Origin of the sequence: Micromonospora sp. NPDC047793 (assembly GCF_040642635.1) — a bacterium.
Classification (GTDB): Bacteria; Actinomycetota; Actinomycetes; order Mycobacteriales; family Micromonosporaceae; genus Micromonospora.
Genome location: NZ_JBEYSG010000023.1, coordinates 1 through 15,915 on the forward strand (window position 1 = coordinate 1; position 15,915 = coordinate 15,915).

The 15,915-nt window shown below is 71.5% G+C and carries 16 protein-coding genes; 11 read left to right on the plus strand and 5 right to left on the minus strand.

The window, feature by feature from the left end:
* The first annotated feature begins 172 nt into the window (after positions 1–172).
* Positions 173–1,012, plus strand: coding sequence for an SDR family oxidoreductase (locus ABZ738_RS29265; protein WP_357218477.1), 840 nt, complete (start codon positions 173–175; stop codon positions 1,010–1,012).
* Positions 1,009–1,437, plus strand: a complete 429-nt coding sequence (locus ABZ738_RS29270; protein WP_131051458.1) for a hypothetical protein — start codon at positions 1,009–1,011, stop codon at positions 1,435–1,437. Before ABZ738_RS29265 ends, ABZ738_RS29270 begins: the two co-directional genes overlap by 4 nt.
* 64 nt (positions 1,438–1,501) lie before the next feature.
* Here the strand turns inward: ABZ738_RS29270 and ABZ738_RS29275 are convergent, their stop codons facing one another.
* The gene (locus ABZ738_RS29275; RefSeq protein WP_131051459.1) at positions 1,502–2,482 is read right to left on the minus strand and encodes a helix-turn-helix transcriptional regulator; all 981 of its coding nucleotides are present in this window, start codon (positions 2,480–2,482) and stop codon (positions 1,502–1,504) included.
* A gap of 247 nt (positions 2,483–2,729) precedes the next feature.
* On the opposite strand from ABZ738_RS29275, the gene ABZ738_RS29280 reads away from it, so the two are divergent.
* Together ABZ738_RS29280 and ABZ738_RS29285 are read left to right on the plus strand one after the other, a co-directional pair.
* A complete protein-coding gene (locus tag ABZ738_RS29280) occupies positions 2,730–2,852 on the plus strand; it encodes a hypothetical protein (RefSeq protein ID WP_255446594.1) in 123 nt (40 codons plus the stop codon).
* A 491-nt stretch (positions 2,853–3,343) separates the two neighbouring features.
* Positions 3,344–4,048, plus strand: a complete 705-nt coding sequence (locus ABZ738_RS29285; protein ID WP_357218482.1) for a hypothetical protein — start codon at positions 3,344–3,346, stop codon at positions 4,046–4,048.
* On the opposite strand, the gene ABZ738_RS29290 is transcribed toward ABZ738_RS29285, so the two are convergent.
* The 3 genes from ABZ738_RS29290 to ABZ738_RS29300 form a co-directional block, all read right to left on the minus strand.
* Positions 4,049–4,612 carry a DUF5825 family protein gene (locus ABZ738_RS29290; RefSeq protein WP_131051461.1) on the minus strand — a complete coding sequence of 188 codons (564 nt, stop codon included), beginning with the start codon at positions 4,610–4,612 and terminating at the stop codon, positions 4,049–4,051.
* A 4-nt stretch (positions 4,613–4,616) separates the two neighbouring features.
* Positions 4,617–6,446 carry a RiPP maturation radical SAM C-methyltransferase gene (locus ABZ738_RS29295; protein ID WP_131051462.1) on the minus strand — a complete coding sequence of 610 codons (1,830 nt, stop codon included), beginning with the start codon at positions 6,444–6,446 and terminating at the stop codon, positions 4,617–4,619.
* Between the two features lie 175 nt (positions 6,447–6,621).
* Positions 6,622–7,392 carry a ferritin-like domain-containing protein gene (locus ABZ738_RS29300; RefSeq protein WP_131051463.1) on the minus strand — a complete coding sequence of 257 codons (771 nt, stop codon included), beginning with the start codon at positions 7,390–7,392 and terminating at the stop codon, positions 6,622–6,624.
* Positions 7,393–7,633: 241 nt separating this feature from the next.
* Here ABZ738_RS29300 and ABZ738_RS29305 point away from each other — a divergent pair, with 241 nt between their 5' ends.
* From ABZ738_RS29305 to ABZ738_RS29330, 6 genes are all read left to right on the plus strand, one after another.
* The gene (locus ABZ738_RS29305; protein WP_161594890.1) at positions 7,634–8,992 is read left to right on the plus strand and encodes an MFS transporter; all 1,359 of its coding nucleotides are present in this window, start codon (positions 7,634–7,636) and stop codon (positions 8,990–8,992) included.
* Positions 8,993–9,083: 91 nt separating this feature from the next.
* The gene (locus ABZ738_RS29310) at positions 9,084–10,031 is read left to right on the plus strand and encodes a thiamine pyrophosphate-dependent dehydrogenase E1 component subunit alpha (protein ID WP_161594891.1); all 948 of its coding nucleotides are present in this window, start codon (positions 9,084–9,086) and stop codon (positions 10,029–10,031) included.
* A complete protein-coding gene (locus tag ABZ738_RS29315; RefSeq protein ID WP_131051466.1) occupies positions 10,028–10,993 on the plus strand; it encodes a transketolase C-terminal domain-containing protein in 966 nt (321 codons plus the stop codon). Before ABZ738_RS29310 ends, ABZ738_RS29315 begins: the two co-directional genes overlap by 4 nt.
* A 2-nt stretch (positions 10,994–10,995) precedes the next feature.
* The gene (locus ABZ738_RS29320) at positions 10,996–12,309 is read left to right on the plus strand and encodes an aminotransferase class III-fold pyridoxal phosphate-dependent enzyme (protein ID WP_357218490.1); all 1,314 of its coding nucleotides are present in this window, start codon (positions 10,996–10,998) and stop codon (positions 12,307–12,309) included.
* Between the two features lie 92 nt (positions 12,310–12,401).
* Positions 12,402–13,313 carry a lytic polysaccharide monooxygenase gene (locus tag ABZ738_RS29325; protein WP_131051468.1) on the plus strand — a complete coding sequence of 304 codons (912 nt, stop codon included), beginning with the start codon at positions 12,402–12,404 and terminating at the stop codon, positions 13,311–13,313.
* A gap of 67 nt (positions 13,314–13,380) precedes the next feature.
* Positions 13,381–14,349 (plus strand): aldo/keto reductase, encoded by a 969-nt coding sequence (locus ABZ738_RS29330; protein WP_357218494.1) that lies wholly within the window; start codon positions 13,381–13,383, stop codon positions 14,347–14,349.
* Between the two features lie 398 nt (positions 14,350–14,747).
* On the opposite strand, the gene ABZ738_RS29335 is transcribed toward ABZ738_RS29330, so the two are convergent.
* Positions 14,748–15,203 (minus strand): GNAT family N-acetyltransferase, encoded by a 456-nt coding sequence (locus ABZ738_RS29335; RefSeq protein ID WP_357218497.1) that lies wholly within the window; start codon positions 15,201–15,203, stop codon positions 14,748–14,750.
* A gap of 81 nt (positions 15,204–15,284) precedes the next feature.
* On the opposite strand from ABZ738_RS29335, the gene ABZ738_RS29340 reads away from it, so the two are divergent.
* On the plus strand, positions 15,285–15,887 hold the full coding sequence (locus ABZ738_RS29340; RefSeq protein WP_357218500.1) for a TetR family transcriptional regulator C-terminal domain-containing protein: 603 nt from the start codon (positions 15,285–15,287) through the stop codon (positions 15,885–15,887).
* Positions 15,888–15,915: the final 28 nt, after the last annotated feature.

Genomic DNA, 15,915 nt, shown 5'->3' on the forward strand with positions numbered 1-15,915 from the left:
CCCATTTACCAGGGTGGTGTTTTTGTTTGGCCGGCATTACGGCGGGGGGCCGGGGGGGGGGGGGCCGCCGCCGGGGGGGGGGGGGGGGGGGGGTGGGGGGGGGGCCGCCCCCCGGGGGGGGGGGGCGGGCCCCCCCCCCCCCCCACGACCCAACGAGAACTGGGAGAGTTCGATGCGGACGGTAATCATCTCCGGTGCCTCCAGCGGCATCGGCTGGGCCGCGGCCCAACGGTTCGCCGCGGGCGGGGACCGGGTGTTCAACCTGGACGTGCAGGCCCCCGCCGATCCGCAGAACCCGGCGGTGCAGTGGATCGAGACCGACGTCGCGGACTGGTCGGCGGTCCGCGACGCGGTCACTCAGGTCGCCGAGACCGCCCCGATCGACGTGGTGATCGCCAATGCCGGCATCAGCGTGCGGCACGGGGTGCTGGACCTGTCCGAGGCCGACGCGCGCCGCGTCATCGACGTCAACCTGCTGGGCGTGCTCGGACTGTGGCAGGCGGCGGCCCGGGTGATGGTGCGGCAGCGGGCCGGCGTCCTGCTGGCCACCGCATCGGTCAACGGCGCGCGCGGATACCCGCTCTACGCCGACTACAACGCGACCAAGGCCGGCATCGTGGCGCTGTGCCGCACGTTCGCCCTGGAGCTGAGCCCGTGGATCCGGGTCGCCTGCGTCAGCCCGGGTGCGGTGCTCACGCCGATGCAGTTGGCCGAGTACACGCCGGCGATGCTCGACGAGGTGAACGCGAAGATCCCTGCCGGACGGCACGCGTCACCGGACGAGATCGCGGCGGCGTTCCACTATCTCGCCTCCCCGGAGGCGAGCTTCCTGACCGGGCAGGAGTTGGTGATCGACGGCGCGGAGACCGCCGGCGCGACCACCGCCGTGTTCGGCGCCGACACGAGCGAACGGAGTGAGCAGATCATCGAGGCAGACGCGCCCGGGGGCGGCACGCAGGGCGGTGCCGGTCGCAGGGAGCAGGGGACGACGCGGAGCGGAGTGCCGGCATGAGGAAGCAGGAGTCGGAACAGACCAGGAAGACGGTGTTGCTGGTGGTGATCGGTGCGGTCGTGTTGCTGGTGCTCGCCGGAGCGGGGTCGGCCGTGTTCCTGACGGCCCGCAGTGGTGGTGTCGCCAAGGACGTGGTGGACGACTACTACCGTGCGTTGGAGGAGCGGCGCTTCGACGACGCGTACGGGTCGCTCTGCGCCGACGTACGCGCCGACCAGTCCCGGGAGGCGTTCACCTCGGCGGCCGAGGCGCGGCTGCCGAGCTCCCACGAGATGACCGGTGAGCTGCGGGTCAACGGCCTGCCGTGGAAGACCACCGGCACGGTCGGGGTCAGCGTCAGCTACGCCGACGGCACCACCCAGGCACGGCTGGTGTCGATGCTCCGCGAGGACGGCGACTGGCTCATCTGCGAACCGTCGGTGTGACCCGCCGCGCCCTCGCCCCGTGGTCCCGCGTCGCGGGACCTCCCGGGGCGGGGCGCGGACCGGATCACAGCCAGCGTTGCCGCACCGCGTTGGCGCCGGCCTGGAAACGGCTCTCCGCGCCCAGCCGGGTGGTCAGGTCGGACATCATCCGTTGCACGGTGCGGACCGACAGGCCGAGTTTGCGGGCGGTGGCCTCGTCGGTGTAGCCGTCACCGAGGAGTTGGAGCAACTGCCGCTCGGTCGGTTCCAACCCGTTCTCGTCGGCGTTCGCGGCGGCGCCGAACGGTGTCGCGGTGGACCAGGCGTGGTCGAACAGCGCACTGAGGGCGGCGGTGACGCCCGGGTTGTGGATCTCGACGGCGCCCTTGCGGGCGTCGGTGGGGTCGACCGGCAACAGGGCGATCCGACGGTCCACGATGATCATCTGGAACAGCACCACCGGCAGGCAGCGGGTCTCGCCGCCGAGGTTGTTGAACCAGCGGGCGTAGGCCAGCGTGTCCGGGTCGTTCCGGAAACTCTCCTGATAGATCGACTTGATGGTCACGCCCCGCTCCAGGGCCTCCTGGTTGACCGGCTTGCTGGCGGCCATCGCGTCCGGCCGGTGCGCCCCGCCCGGGTTGAACGAGAGGCACTCCACCTGCGTCAGCCGGGCGAGTTGCTGGAGGCGTTGGCGCACCGAGTCGAGCTGCACGATCTGGATCAGTTGGTCCTGCTGGTCGGGCTGGTCGACGTGGTGCGCCTCGGAGAGCGCGTCGATGGCCGCCTGGGTCGCCTCGATCTCGTACTGCTGTTGGGCGATGTCCGCCTTGGCGCGGGCGAGCAGCGCCGCGAGACCGACCTTGGGACTGGTCGGCGTGATCTTGCCAGGGCTGACGGGCGACTCGCGGACCAGAGCGAGTTCGATCAGCTCGTCGAGTGCGTCGTGCACCTGCCGCGCGTCGATGCGTAGGGACTCGGCGATCTCGGCGACCCCCCAGGTCGACTGGCGCAACATGGTCATGTAAACGGCCTCTGCGGTGGTCGATATGCCCAGGGTGCTGAACACGCTGCTCCCTTCCACTAGTACTCCGTGCCCGACCGGTGGCGTGCCGGGAAAGAGATTGTCAGATGGCAAAGACGGCTGGCAAGATCCTGCCACGCTGACGTGAACCCGCCTGGCGCGATCCCGTCACTTCGATCTTGTTGACCGTATCCGGGCGTCGCAAGAGACTGGCTTCGCCGACGCGGTAATCGGGGAAACCGTTAGGCAGGTTGCCTGATTCGGGAAGGAAAGACGCCGTATGTCTCGTCGCATGAAGTTCGCCCTTGCCGCCCTGGCTCTCGTGGTCAGCGCCTCCGCTCCGGTGCTCGGAGACCGGGTTCCCAAAACCGACGGGCCGACCGCCGGGTACTCCTGGGGAATGCCGCTGCGCTAGGTCGCGGATGCCGTTCGCTGAACGTGGGGGTGTGTTGGCGGGGGGATGTCTACGACACATTGGATGGAAACGTGCAGCTGTCAGCCGTAACGCTCATTCCGGTGACGACGGCACGGACGCCGCTGACGCCCGAACGGCTAAGGGACCTGATTCTCGGCTGTCGTGTGGATGGCGATCGAGTCGAACACGTCAAGGTTATAGAACGAGCGGGTTTGATGTGGATAGGGGCCTATGTCGCTATCTGTGACATGAGATCCGCCGAACTGAGTCTGGCTGATCTTTGTGTACGGGCCGCCGAGCGACTCGACGGCTGGGAGGTGATCCGGCAGTGGGAGCTGTGATCATCGTCCGGTCGCCCGGCGTCCGACACCCGCTCTGAATGGGCGGCGGAGGGTCCGAGTTTCACTCTCCGTGGTCCGGTGGAAATGCAGCAGGACCGTGCCGGCCGATGGTCGGTCGGTGACGCGTGCCGTTATCGATGGGCATATAAGGTGATATACGATAGCCCAAGCTCTATACCCGTCCGTTCCACCATTACTGATAGAAACCTCGTCCAGCGGGCTGCTTATCAGGATCGGCGCGTACTCAGCGCCGACATCAGCGCCCTGCTGCTCAGCGCCGAGTTGACCGACCTCACCCGGACCGAACTCCTGGTCGTGGCGCCCGTACCCGGTCAGATGCCGCTGCCGGCGGAGGTGTTCGGCGAGCTACGGGCCCGCAACCTGACGGTCCGCCTGCTCTTCACGCCCGGCCGGGAGTCGCCGGCCGAGCCGGTGGCCGCCCTCGCCCGGGACGGGATCGCCCTGCCGGCCCCGGTGGACCTGCCCTACTTCCTCGTGGTGCGGGACCGGGCCGTGGTCTATCTGCCCCACCAGGATCCGGTGAACCCGTGCAACGGCCGGCTCACGCGGATCCGCAGCGTGGTGATGGGTGACTCGATGGCCACGGTGTTCGGCCTGATGTGGGACACCGCGGTGCAGCGCACCCGGGCCGCCCGCACCACGACCGCCCGGGTCGACGAGGGCGAGGAGCTGATCCGCGCGCTCGGCGACGGACTCACCGACGACCAGGCCGCGGCGACGTTGCACATGAGCCGGCGGACCTTTGCCCGACGGGTGTCCGACATGATGCACCGGCTCGACGCCAACACCCGATTCCAGGCCGGTGTCCATGCCGCGCGGCGCGGCCTGGTCTGATCAGACCGCCAGGTATGGCACCGGCCAGTGCCGCATCCGGAACGGGAGTACGAGCGTGCGGCCGTCGGCTTCGACGGCCAGACCTGCCTCGACCGCGTCAGCGACCAGCTCCGCGTCGTCGGCCTCCGGGCGGCCGTCCGCCGACTCGGCGAGAATTTCGAACCGGTCGGCACCGTCCTCGATGACCATCCGCGAGGCCGGCTGGCCGGGCCGGACGTCCTTGATCGTGACGATCCCGGGCCCCCGGCGGTAGTAGAACGACCCGTAGCGGTAGTCCCGCGCCCACGCCACCGTGTGGGTGACGTCGTCCAGTTCCACGCCGAGGCACGGTGGCAACAGGTGCGAGTAGGTGTGCAGCGGGAACGACGGACGACCGCTCAGCGTCCACCGCAGCCGCACCGCGTGGCTGGTGACCGCACGGAGCAGCCGCAGCAGGTCGAGGTCCTGCGCCGGGGACTGCCCGAACCGCAACGGCTCGGGCAGCTCGACCGCGAGCAGGCTGTACGCCGCCGGGTCCGTCCGCAGTGCGTCGAAGGCGATCACCGCGCTCGTCGCCGTCGTCATGGGATCAGCTCACCTTCAACGGTTCGGTGGGGGTGGCCAGGGAGATCCAGTGGCCCTGCTCGGTGAAGAGCAGCCCGTCACCGGCCAGCTTCGCCAACCAGTCCTGCAACTCCTCCGGGGGCAGGCCGTACTCGGCGACCCGGGCGGCCAGGGCCTTCGCGGTCCGCCCGTTCTCCAACTCGCGGTACGCGGCCACGAACCCGGCCCCGGTGATCCGGTGGTCCTGCTCCGGCCAGCCGACCCGCCGGTCCTCGATCACGATCTCCTCGTCGTCGGCACTGAGGATCCGCAGCGAGCTGGACGGGTACGCGTCGATCCAGATCCCGATGAGCTTGTGCAGCCCCTCGGCGTCGGTCTCGGAGAGCCCGGCCGGATCGGTGTCGAACAGATAGACCATGTCGGTCAGCTGTTCCGGCGCGAGTGCGTAGACGTGGTCGTACATCCTGGCGGGCCGGCGGTTCGGGAATCCCAGCAGCGGGTTCTCGAAGTACGGGCTGAAGCGCTCCAGCAGGATCCGGGCGGCACCGGCCGGCGGTTGCAGGTGCACCAGTGCCGGCAGTTGCCGCAGGACCGCCTCGTAGTCGGCGGTGGACTCGGTCGGGAATCCGTAGAGCCAGCTCCAGGAGACGGTCAGCGAGGCGGCCTCGCAGTCGCGCAGCGTGCGGACGTTGCGTACCCCGGTGACGCCCTTGTCCATCAGCTTGAGGACCGGGCTGACCAGCGACTCGATGCCCGGCTGCACGTGGGTGACACCGGCCTGCCGCAACACGGTGATCTCGTCCGGGCGCAGGTTCGACTTGACCTCGTAGTGGATGCGCAGGTCCCAGTCGAGCGCGGCCACGCTGGGCAGCAGATCACGGTAGTAGCGGTTGTCGATGATGTTGTCGACCATGATCGCGTCCAGCGTCTGGTGCCGGCGGACCAGCGAGGTCAGCTCCTCGATGACCGTCTCCGGCGCCTTGGCCCGGAACTGCATGCCGGTGCCGTTCAGGCCGCAGAAGGTGCAGTGGTGCTTCTCGCCCCACCAGCAGCCCCGGGCGCTCTCCAGCACCAGCTTCGGCTCCACGTACTCGCCGACCGGCGACTCGGCGATGAGCGCGAACCAGTCGTCGTAGTCCGGCACCGGCATCAGGGCCGGCGGGATCAGCTTTCCCTGCGGGTTGTCGTGCCGGCCGTCCTGGTCACGCCAGCACAGTCCGGGTACGGCGGCCAGGGCTATCCGGCCGTCCAGCGCGTCGAGCAGGGCGGGGAAGGCGATCTCGCCCTCGCCGCGGACGACGTAGTCGACGAAGGGGAAGTTCTCGTGGATCGCGGCGCCCATCATCCCGTCGCAGTTGCCGCCGCCGAGCACGATGGGCACGTGCGGAGCCAGCTCCTTGATCCGCTTGGCGGTGGCGAGGCTCGGCGCGTTCTGCATGAACGTCGTGGTGAAGCCGACCAGGGTCGGTTCGGTGGCGAGGATCTCGCGGGCCGCGACCTCGACGAAGCCGGCGGCGTACTCGCGCATCCGGGTGACCCGGTCGATGTCGAGGCCACGGTCCTCGGCGTAGCGGCGCAACTCCGGCACACCGAACGCGTCGTCGCCGCGCAACACCCCGGCGAACACCCAGTCGCCGAGCCCGTGGAACAGCCCCTCCTCCGCGACCTCGGTGTACTCCGGCGGTCCCAGTTCGCCGCCGGAGGCCTCAAGCAGGTACTCGGCCCACCGGATGCCGCCGTGGTAGCTGAGTGGTTCCGGTCGGCCGGCGGCGACGGTGACGGCCTTCAGTAGTCCGATGGGCAGCGACGGGCAGTCCAGGGACTGCCACGGCATGGCCGCGAGGCAGATGGTCATCGTCTCGTCTCCGGGATCCGGCGCGGGTGGCAGGAACTGGTGGGCAGCGCGGGCTACCGGTGGTCCGGGCGGGTCACCCCACCCGGACCACCGGATCAGTCACCTGTGTTTCACAGGATGACGGCGTACTTGCAGGAGCCGTGCGTGACCTTCTTGATCGCCACCTTCTTGATCTTCATTTACGTTCACCTCCTTCGAGGTCGAGGAAGGACAGACCGGCGGCCCGCAGTCGGGCCCGGTGCCGCCGGACGAACCAGGACCGCACCTTCTCGGGGTCGCGGCCGGTCAACGTGGCGCACGACGTCGCGATGCTGTTCAGCGCCGTGATGTCGAAGCCGATGTCGTGCCACTCCTGGCCGTGCGCGCGCCAGAGTTCGGCGCCGGCCGGGGTGGCGGAGACCCGGGAGAGATAGTTCAGCCCGATGGCGATGTGCTGCATCTCGTCGGTCCGCACCGCCTCGTACAGGCGGGCGAGCGGGTCACCGGCGAAGATCTCGCTGAAGAGGATGAACTCGTCCGACGCGAGCCCCTCCAGGATCGTGTGGACCAGCGCCCGACCCATGTGCGGCAGGCTCAGCAGCATCTCGTCGAGCGGTTCCATCGTCTCCTGCGCGTCCGGCTCGACGTCGCCGCCGATCGCGCGGGCGTACTGGTAGAAGGCGTCCGCGTGGCGTGCCTCGTCGGCGGTGGCCAGGGCCAGGCTGAAGCGGAACGGCGCGTCCTCGGTGTTCGCCGCCAGCGTGGCGGCGGCGACCAGTCCGGCCTGCTCGGCGTAGTACCCGCGCGAGGCGGCCCGCCAGGCGATCTCGGTGCGGTCCCAGTCCTTGCGGCGCAGTCCGTCGCCGATGATGTCGCTCGCGCGCCAGGCCTTCTTGTCCCGGGTCACACCGAAGACGCGGTACGCGACGGCGTCGCTGTCGAGTTCATCGTGACGAATGAGTGCCATGACCAGCTCCACTACCGACAGGGGAAGGGATCTCGGCCTCACGTCTGGCAGGGCGATCCGGCGGCGAACCCGTGGGTTCGGCTGGGACCGGCCACGCGCCTCGTGTCCTGCCTGCGGCCGGTGCTACCAGCCACTTCTCCGCCCGGAGCTTGGCGCCACGGTAACGGCGGTGTGGACCATGGTCAAGGTGCCCGCCGGGCGGTGGCACGGACCTGCCACCCGGGCGGCATACCCTGCGCTGATGACTGCGGGACTGGGGCGGCTACGGCGCCGGGTGGAGGGTCTGGGCCCGCTGGTCGCGGCGCACGGGGCCGGTGTCGTCGGCACCGAGATCACCGCGCTGGCGCTGCCCACGCTGGCGATCCTCCACCTGGGAGCGTCGCCGCTGGTGGCCAGCGCGTTGTTCGCGATCGAGTTCGGCACGCATGCCCTCGCGTCCCCGATGCTCGGGGTGGTGGTCGACCGGACCCGCTCGCCGCGCCGCCTGCTCGTCGGTGGGAGTCTCGGCTACGCGGCCGTGGTGGCCACGGTGCCGGTCGCCGGTCTGCTGGACGTGCTCACCATCCCGATGCTGGCCGTGGTCGCGGTCGTCGCCGGTGGCCTGGGTGCCCTGGTCACCATCGGCCTCCAGGCCTCGATTCCCCGCCTGGTCCCGGCGGAACGGCTGGTCCAGGCGAATTCGGCGATGGCCGGGGCGCGGTCGGTCGGGCAGGTGGCCGGGCCCGCCCTGGCCGGCTGGCTGATCCAGGTGGCCGGCGCCGCCGCCGCGATGGGCGTCGACGCGCTGGCCCGGCTGGTCAGCGTGGTCGCGTACGCCCGGCTGCGGATCGGCCCCCGCACCGACCCCGCCGCCACCTCCGCGGGTGCGACGGCCGGACTGCTCGACCAGCTGCGCGAGGGCGTGGCGGCGATGCGACAGCGCCCGGTCCTGGTGCGGGTGGCGGTGACGGCGGCGGCCCTCAACTTCGGCGGCTCGGCGCTCGGTGCCCTCTATCTCGTCTACGCCTACCAGCACCTGCACCTGTCACCCGGGCTGATCGGGATCACCTACGTGGTCAGCAGCGTGGTGTCCATGCTGGCCGTCACGGTGGCGGGCCGGGTCATCCGCCGGCTGGGCATGACCCGGGTGGTGCCGGTGTTCGCCCCGCTGGCCGGTGCCGCGCTGTTCCTCATCCCGGCCGCCACCGTCGCCCCGCCCTTCGTCACGCTCGTGGTCTACGAGGCGATCTTCTCGTTCTGCGCCACCGTCTGGTTCATCGCGACCACCACCCTCCAGCAGTCGCTGGTGCCCACTCACCAACTCGGCCGGGTGATCGCCCTCGGGCGGGCCGCGACGACCTTCGCGATCCCGGTCGGCGCACTGCTCGGCGGAGCCCTGGCGCAGTGGTGGGGACTGGTGCCCACGCTGATCCTGTTCGCCTCCGCCGCGCTGCTCGGCGGCTGCGTGAGCAGCCTGCGCGGCACCGGTACGGACCTGTCCGGCCCGGAAGATGGCACGATCTCGCCAATCGACGATTCCGACGGCGGCGACCAGGTTGGCAGCATCGCGCCATCCTCGGAGCCAGCCGTTGACGCCGCACCCCGCCGACCCGAAAGTTGAACCGGCATCACGTTTGGCGCACCGCGTTCTGCGATCTCCGCCCGGGACCGCACTCGCTGAGAAGCCAACGACGGGAAGCACCATGGACCTGTTGTCCGCCTACCGTGACATGCTCACCATCCGACTCTTCGAGGAAAGCCTGCTGCGGTGCGCGGAACAGGGCCTGGTGCCCGGCGCGATCCATCCGTACACCGGTCAGGAGGCGGTCGCCGTCGGTGTGCTGGGCGCCCGGGACCCCGCCGAGTGGGTGGTCAGCTTCTACCGCTGCCACGGGCACGCCCTTGCCGCCGGTTGCCCGCCCGACCGGGTGATGCGCGAGGTGCTCGGCCGCAGCGGTGGTCTGTGCGGCGGCAAGTCCGGCTCGATGCACCTCGCCGACCGGGACCACCGTCTGCTCGGCTCGACGTCGATCGTCGCCGCCCAACTCCCGATCGCCGCCGGTGCCGCGATGGCCGCCCGGCTCGACGGTGACGGGCGGGCCGTACTGGTCTTCTGCGGTGACGGCGCGCTCGGTGCCGGCGGCGCGTACGAGACCCTCACCATCGCCGCCGCCCAGCGGCTGCCGCTGCTGGTGGTCTGCGAGGACAACGGCTGGCAGGACCAGACGGCGAGTGCCCTGGTACGCCATCTGAGCCCCGTCGAACTCGTCGCCGGGTTGAAGCTGCCGTACGTCGAGGTCGACGGCAACGACGTCGAGGCGGTGCACGACGCGGCCGACACCGCGTTGGCGGCCTGCCGTGCCGGCACCGGACCGCAGGTCGTCGTGGCGCACACCTACCTGCGCGACTTCCACACCCAACTCGGGCAGCATCCGCCGCCGCAGTACCGGCCCGAGGAGGAACGGCGACGGTGGGCGGAACGCGATCCACTGACCGTCGCCGCCGGACGGCTCACGGTCGACCTGACCGCCCTGCACGCCGAGGTGGCCGCCGAGGTCGACGCGCTGCTGCAGGCGGCGCTGGACGCCGAGGAGCCCGATCCGGCGACCGCGACCACCGGCGTGACCGTCACCGGTGACCTGATCGGGGCGGGCCGGTGAGCCGCCGGCACCCGATCGGTGAGGCGGTCCGGGAGGCGTTCACCGAGCAGCCGACGCTGAGCCACTTCAGCACCTTCCAGCAGGAGGACCTGGTCGCGCAGTACGGCCCCGAGCGGATGGTCCGGATGCCGATCGCGGAGAACGCGATGCTCGGCATGGCGCTGGGCATGGCCCTGGTGGGTCGGCGGGTGCTGTTCAGCGTCCACCGGGCGGCGTTCCTGTTCAGCGCCTTCGACCAACTGGTCAACCAGGTCACCACCTGGCGGTACATGAGCGACGGCCAGTTCTCGGTGCCGCTGGTGATCCGGGGCGTCACCCAGGGCGGCGAGCACCTCGGCGCGCAGCACGAACACGTGCCGTACGGCCTGCTCAGCCAGATCCCCGGCCTGGTCGTCGCCGTACCCGGCTCGCCGAACGCCGTCGGCGGCCTGCTGCGGACCGCGCTGCGACACCCCGACCCGGTCGTCCTGCTGGAGTCCCCGCGCCTGTTCACCCCCACCTGGGCCGACCTGCCGGAGCCCGAGCCGTCCGCGGCCCCGCTGCCGTTCGGCGTCGCCGGGCTGGCCCGGCCCGGCGACGACCTGACGCTGGTCGGGATCGGCAACACGGTCATCGAGAGTCTGCTGGCCGCACGACGGCTGGCGGAGCACGGCGTCCAGGCCCGGGTGGTCGACCTGCGGACGGCGGCGCCCCTGGACCGGGACGGGGTCGCCGCGATGGTGGTGCCCGACCGGCCGGTGATCCTGGTGGACGAACAGCCCCGGGCCGGGTCCGTCCTCACCGATCTGGCCTATCACCTGGTACGCACCGGCGCCGTCCGCCCCGAGCACGTCGAGCTGCTCACCGGCGTCCCGGTGCCCGCGCCGGTGAGCCCGGCGCTGCTCGACGGCCTGCTCCCCGACGCGGACCGCATCGTCCGCGCGGCACTCGACACCCCGGCCCCCCTCACCCCGCGGAGATGACCATGACGAACAGCGAGTACGCGGTCTGGCACGGCCTCACGCCGATGGGCCCCCACCTGCGGGAGAACGGCCCCGATCTGTTCCTGGTCAGCGGCGCCGGCAGCCACCTGGAGGACGCCGCCGGGCGGCGCTACCTGGACGCCCGCTCGTCGATGTGGAACGTCACGCTGGGGTACTCGTGCGAGTCGGTGAAGCAGGCGATGACCCGTCAGCTCGACGTGCTGCCCAGCGGCACCGTGATGCGCTACGAGCATCCGCCGCAGGTCACCGTCGACTACGCCGCCGCGCTCGTGGCGCTGCTGCCGCAGCCGCTGCGACACGTACGCTTCGGCAACACCGGCAGCCAGATGACCGAGGCGGCGGCGATGCTGTCCCGGTTCTACCGCCGGATGACCGGTGAGACGGACCGGCACACCGTGATCGCGCTGCACGACGCGTACCACGGGACCGGACCGCTGGCCACGGCGCTGACCGACGAGCCGATCCTGCACGACTACTCCGCCCCGATCGACGGGCACGTGGTGCACGTGTCGACGCCGCCGCCGGTGACCTGCGACCCCGACGCGTGCACCGGCGAGTGCGTACGCCCGGTCCTCGACGCCATCGAGTCGGTCGGCGTGGAGCGGGTGACGGCGGTGATGTTCGAGCCGGTCTCCGGCACCTCGTTCCTGCCCGCGCCGGAGCACTACCTGGAGACGCTCATCGTCGAGTGCCGTCGCCGGGGCATCCACACCATCGCCGACGAGGTGACCACCGGTGCCGGCCGGGTCGCCGCGATGAGCTACGTCGAGCGGCTCGCCGAGGTCCCCGACATGCTGGTCCTCGGCAAGGGCCTGAGCGCCGGCTACTTCCCGCTCGCCGCACTCGTCGTGGCGAGCGACATCTACGAGGCCCTCGCCGACCCGCCCGTGCGGCTCGGCTTCCCCAACGGCTCCACCACCGACGGCCACCCGATCGGCGCGGCGGCCGGCCTGGCGGTGCTCGACATCCTCACCGCCGACGGTTTCCTTCCCGCGGTCCGCCGTCGCGGCGCCGAACTGGTCGAGATGCTGGACGCCGCCTCGCAGGCGGATCCCCGCATCGGCGCGGTCCGTGGCATCGGCATGATGCTCGGCGTGGAGCTGCGGGACGCCGACGGCCAACTCTGGTCGTTGCGCGACGTGCACAACCTGCGCGGGGTGTGCCGCGAGTACGGGCTGCTGACCAGCTACGCGAGCGGTGTGATGCCACTGCTGCCGCACCTGACCGTCTCCACCGACGACTGCCGTGAACTGGTGGAACGGTTCGCCAAGGCGGTGGCCGCGTACCGCTCCTGACGCCGGTCGATCGGGCCGCCCGCCGATCCGGGCCGGAGAGATCGAACTCTCGACGCCTCCGGCCCGTACTGGTGCGTGGGAGGTCCGAAATCATGGCCGTACGTCGAGTTGTCGTCGTCGCGTTGGTCGCCCTCGTCGGGACGACGACCGGTGCGCTGCCCGCCGCCGCGCAGGGTGCCCCGACGTACCCGGTCAGCCGCTCGGCCGGCTGCGCGCCCGGCGGGCCGCACGTGGGCACGTCGGCCTGCCTGGCGGCGGAGAAGGAGGGCGCCGCGCTGCGCGAGTGGGACAACGTCCGGGTGTACGGCGTCGACGGCCGGGACCGGGAGACGATCCCCGACGGGGAGCTGTGCAGCGGCGGCCTGTCCGCGTACCGGGGGCTGGACCTGCCGCGCACCGACTGGCCGGCGACGCCGCTGACCGCCGGCGCGGAGTTCGCCTTCCAGTACCGCGCCACCGCCGCCCAGAAGGGCACCTTCCGGCTCTATCTGACCCGGCCGGGCTACACCCCGTCGAGGGCGTTGACCTGGGCAGACCTGGACAGGCTGCCCTTCCTGCGGATCACCGACCCGCCGCTGCGGGACGGGACGTACCTGATGTCCGGCCGGCTGCCGACGGACCGCAGCGGCCGGCACGTGATCTACACGATCTGGCAGCACTCGGAGACCGCCGACACCTACTACTCCTGCTCGGACGTGGACGTCGTGGCGGTCGACGCGCTCCGCCCCGGCACCACACCGGCCAGCGCGGTCGGCGGCACCCCGGAGACCACGGACGCGCTGCCGGGCGCCGGTGCCGACGCGGGGACCGAGGCCGCCGAGAACGTACCCGTCGCCGCGGTTACCTACCTGGACGGCCGTCGCTGGCCGCTGGTCGCGGGCGGCCTGCTGGTCACGTTGCTGCTCGTGTCGATCGTCCGGTGGCTGCGCGGCTCGCGCGGCGGGCCACCGCCGGGACCCGTCTGCACGGTCCGCAACCACCGGGCCAACCCGCGCCCCTGGTGACCGCCCGGCGCGGCCTCGCCCGCCGGACCGGCGGCCGGGGCACAGCGCGGCGGGTACGGTCGACATCATGCGCTACGTGCAGCTCGACACCCCGAAGCCCCTCTCCAAGATCGGTCTCGGCACCTGGCAGTTCGGTTCGCGGGAGTGGGGTTACGGCCCCGACTACGAGCGGTTGGCGGCGGACATCGTCCGGCGTGCCGTCGAGCTGGGAGTGACCGTCTTCGACACCGCCGAGATCTACGGCCTCGGTCGCAGCGAGCGCATCCTCGGCGCCGCGTTGGCCGCCGACCGGGACAAGGTCACCGTGGCTACCAAGATCTTTCCGGTGCTGCCGGTGGCGGCGGTGGTGCAGCAGCGGGCGGTCGCCTCGGCGGCCCGGCTCGGCGTCAGCAGCATCGACCTGTACCAGGTGCACTCGCCCAACCCGCTCGTCGCCGACGGCACCACCATGCGGGGCATGCGCGCGTTGCAGGACGTCGGCCTGGTCGGCGAGGTCGGGGTGAGCAACTACAGCCTGCGCCGCTGGCAGGTGGCCGAGACCGTGCTGGGGCGCCGGGTGCTGAGCAACCAGGTCCGCTACAGCATGGTGGACCGCAAACCGGAGCAGGACCTGTTGCCGTACGCGGCCCAGGCGGGTCGGGTCGTCATCGCGTACAGCCCGCTGGCCCAGGGTTTCCTCTCCGGGCGGTACGACGCATACCACCCACCGGTCGGCGCGATCCGCCGGGCCAACCCGTACTTCCTGCCGGAGAACCTGGCCCGAGGCACCGCCCTGATCGAGACGCTGCGCCAGGTGGCCGCCGCCCACGACGCCACGCCGAGCCAGATCGCCCTGGCGTACGTGCTGCGCCACCCGAACGTGGTGGCCATCCCCGGGGCGTCCAGCGTGGAGCAGATGGAGCGCAACGCCGCCGCCGCCGAGATCGACCTGACCGACGACGAGTACGCCGCCCTGGTCAACGCCGCCCGGGCGTTCCGCCCCCTGACCGGCCTGGCCGCCGTACCACGCATGATCAAGGCCCGCGCCGGCCGCTGACCGGCCCACCGTCCGCCCGGCCCACCGTCCGCCCGGCCCACCGTCCGCCCGGCCCACCATCGGCCTGGTCCTCGGCCGCTGCCGGTCCTCTGCCGCTCCCGGTGACCCGCTCCCGGTGCTCCATCGCTCCCGGTGCCCTGCTCCGGGGCGGCCACCGACCTTCCCTCCGTGCCCTTTGCTCTGCTTCAACGGACGCGGCAGTCACCCTCGGTGGTCGGCGGTCCTTCTGCGGTCGGTCCCTGCACGTGGATCACTCCTGCTCAGCCGCTATTGCGTGGGTTGAAGCAGAGCAAAGGGCCCGGAGTGGTGGAGAGGGGAACTGCCGACGCAGGTACGGAGGGTAGCTGCCCCGTCTGCGGCTCGGATCCTCGCGAGATGCGGCAGGGAGCGGTGCTCGCTCAGGGCAGGTCTCGGGCGTAGCAGACGGAGAGCGCCGCACCGTGGTACGGGCCGAAGTTGTCGATGCGCCGATAGCCCTCGCGTTCGTAGAAGCGCTGCGCGTCGGGCTGGGCGGTGCCGGATTCCAGCAGCAGGGTGCGTACGCCGGCCTGACGGGCCGCCTCCTCCAGGGCGCGCAGGACGGCGACGGCCACACCGGTGCCCCGGGCGGGCGGGACCACGTACATCCGCTTGATCTCGGCCGAGTCGGGCCCGAGCAGGCGCAGGCCGCCGCAGCCCACGGCGGTGCCGGTGGCGTCGCGGGCGACGAGGAAGACGCTGATCGTCTCGGCGCTCGGCGGCGTCCCCGGCTCGTGGTCGTCGCAGCCGTAGCGGGCGTCGAGTTCGGCCCGTTGCGCGGCGCGCAGGCGGGTCGCGTCGAACGAGCCCCACGGTTCGTGGTCGATGGAGACCATCGTCGTTCCCTCTCCGGTTTCCGTAACAAGCGTTACCGTAACGTACGCTACGGTAACGGGCCACGGCCAGGGGAGGGACGGATGCCCAGACGGCGGGACCTCGCCGACCAGCGACAGCGCCTTTCGGCGGCCACCTGGTCGGTGCTTGCCGAGCGGGGGCTGCCCGGCCTCACCCTGCGCGCGGTCGCGGCACGGGCCGGCTGCACCACCGGCATGGTGCTGCACACCTTCGCCGACAAGCAGGCGCTGCTGGCGCACGCCCGGGAGCTGTTGCACCGTCGTACCGGCCAGCGCGCCGACGCCGTCGAAGCCGCCGCCGACTCGCCCCGGGCGGCACTGCGGGCCGTGCTGTGGCAGGCCGCCTCGCCGACCGAGGAGAAGCGCGAGGAAGCGCGGGTGTGGGTCGGCTTCCTCGCCGCCGCGCTGGCCGACCCGGTCCTCGCCGACCTGCATCGCGCCTACAACCGGCGGTTCCTGGACCGCATCGGCGGCCTGGTCGCCGAGGTCCGCCCGGACTGGCCGCCGGCCGCCAGCGCGGAGACCGCGATCAGCCTGGTCGCGGTGGTCGAAGGGCTGAACGCGCTGGCAGCGGTCGATCCGCAGACCTACTCCGAGGAGTCGCAGCGGGCCGCCATCGACGCCGCACTCACCCGGCTGAGCCGGGGATCCGACGGGGAGAGCTGAAAGCCACCCGAGCGCGCTAGCGTTGGGC

Excerpts from the sequence above, each read along its gene's own strand:
- ABZ738_RS29265 (WP_357218477.1), top strand. The coding sequence starts at position 173 with ATGCGGACGGTAATCATCTCCGGTGCCTCCAGCGGCATCGGCTGGGCC.
- ABZ738_RS29270 (WP_131051458.1), top strand. The coding sequence starts at position 1,009 with ATGAGGAAGCAGGAGTCGGAACAGACCAGGAAGACGGTGTTGCTGGTG.
- ABZ738_RS29280 (WP_255446594.1), top strand. The coding sequence starts at position 2,730 with ATGAAGTTCGCCCTTGCCGCCCTGGCTCTCGTGGTCAGCGCCTCCGCT.
- ABZ738_RS29290 (WP_131051461.1), bottom strand. The coding sequence starts at position 4,612 with ATGACGACGGCGACGAGCGCGGTGATCGCCTTCGACGCACTGCGGACG.
- ABZ738_RS29295 (WP_131051462.1), bottom strand. The coding sequence starts at position 6,446 with ATGACCATCTGCCTCGCGGCCATGCCGTGGCAGTCCCTGGACTGCCCG.
- ABZ738_RS29300 (WP_131051463.1), bottom strand. The coding sequence starts at position 7,392 with ATGGCACTCATTCGTCACGATGAACTCGACAGCGACGCCGTCGCGTAC.
- ABZ738_RS29305 (WP_161594890.1), top strand. The coding sequence starts at position 7,634 with ATGACTGCGGGACTGGGGCGGCTACGGCGCCGGGTGGAGGGTCTGGGC.
- ABZ738_RS29320 (WP_357218490.1), top strand. The coding sequence starts at position 10,996 with ATGACGAACAGCGAGTACGCGGTCTGGCACGGCCTCACGCCGATGGGC.
- ABZ738_RS29325 (WP_131051468.1), top strand. The coding sequence starts at position 12,402 with ATGGCCGTACGTCGAGTTGTCGTCGTCGCGTTGGTCGCCCTCGTCGGG.
- ABZ738_RS29330 (WP_357218494.1), top strand. The coding sequence starts at position 13,381 with ATGCGCTACGTGCAGCTCGACACCCCGAAGCCCCTCTCCAAGATCGGT.
- ABZ738_RS29335 (WP_357218497.1), bottom strand. The coding sequence starts at position 15,203 with ATGGTCTCCATCGACCACGAACCGTGGGGCTCGTTCGACGCGACCCGC.
- ABZ738_RS29340 (WP_357218500.1), top strand. The coding sequence starts at position 15,285 with ATGCCCAGACGGCGGGACCTCGCCGACCAGCGACAGCGCCTTTCGGCG.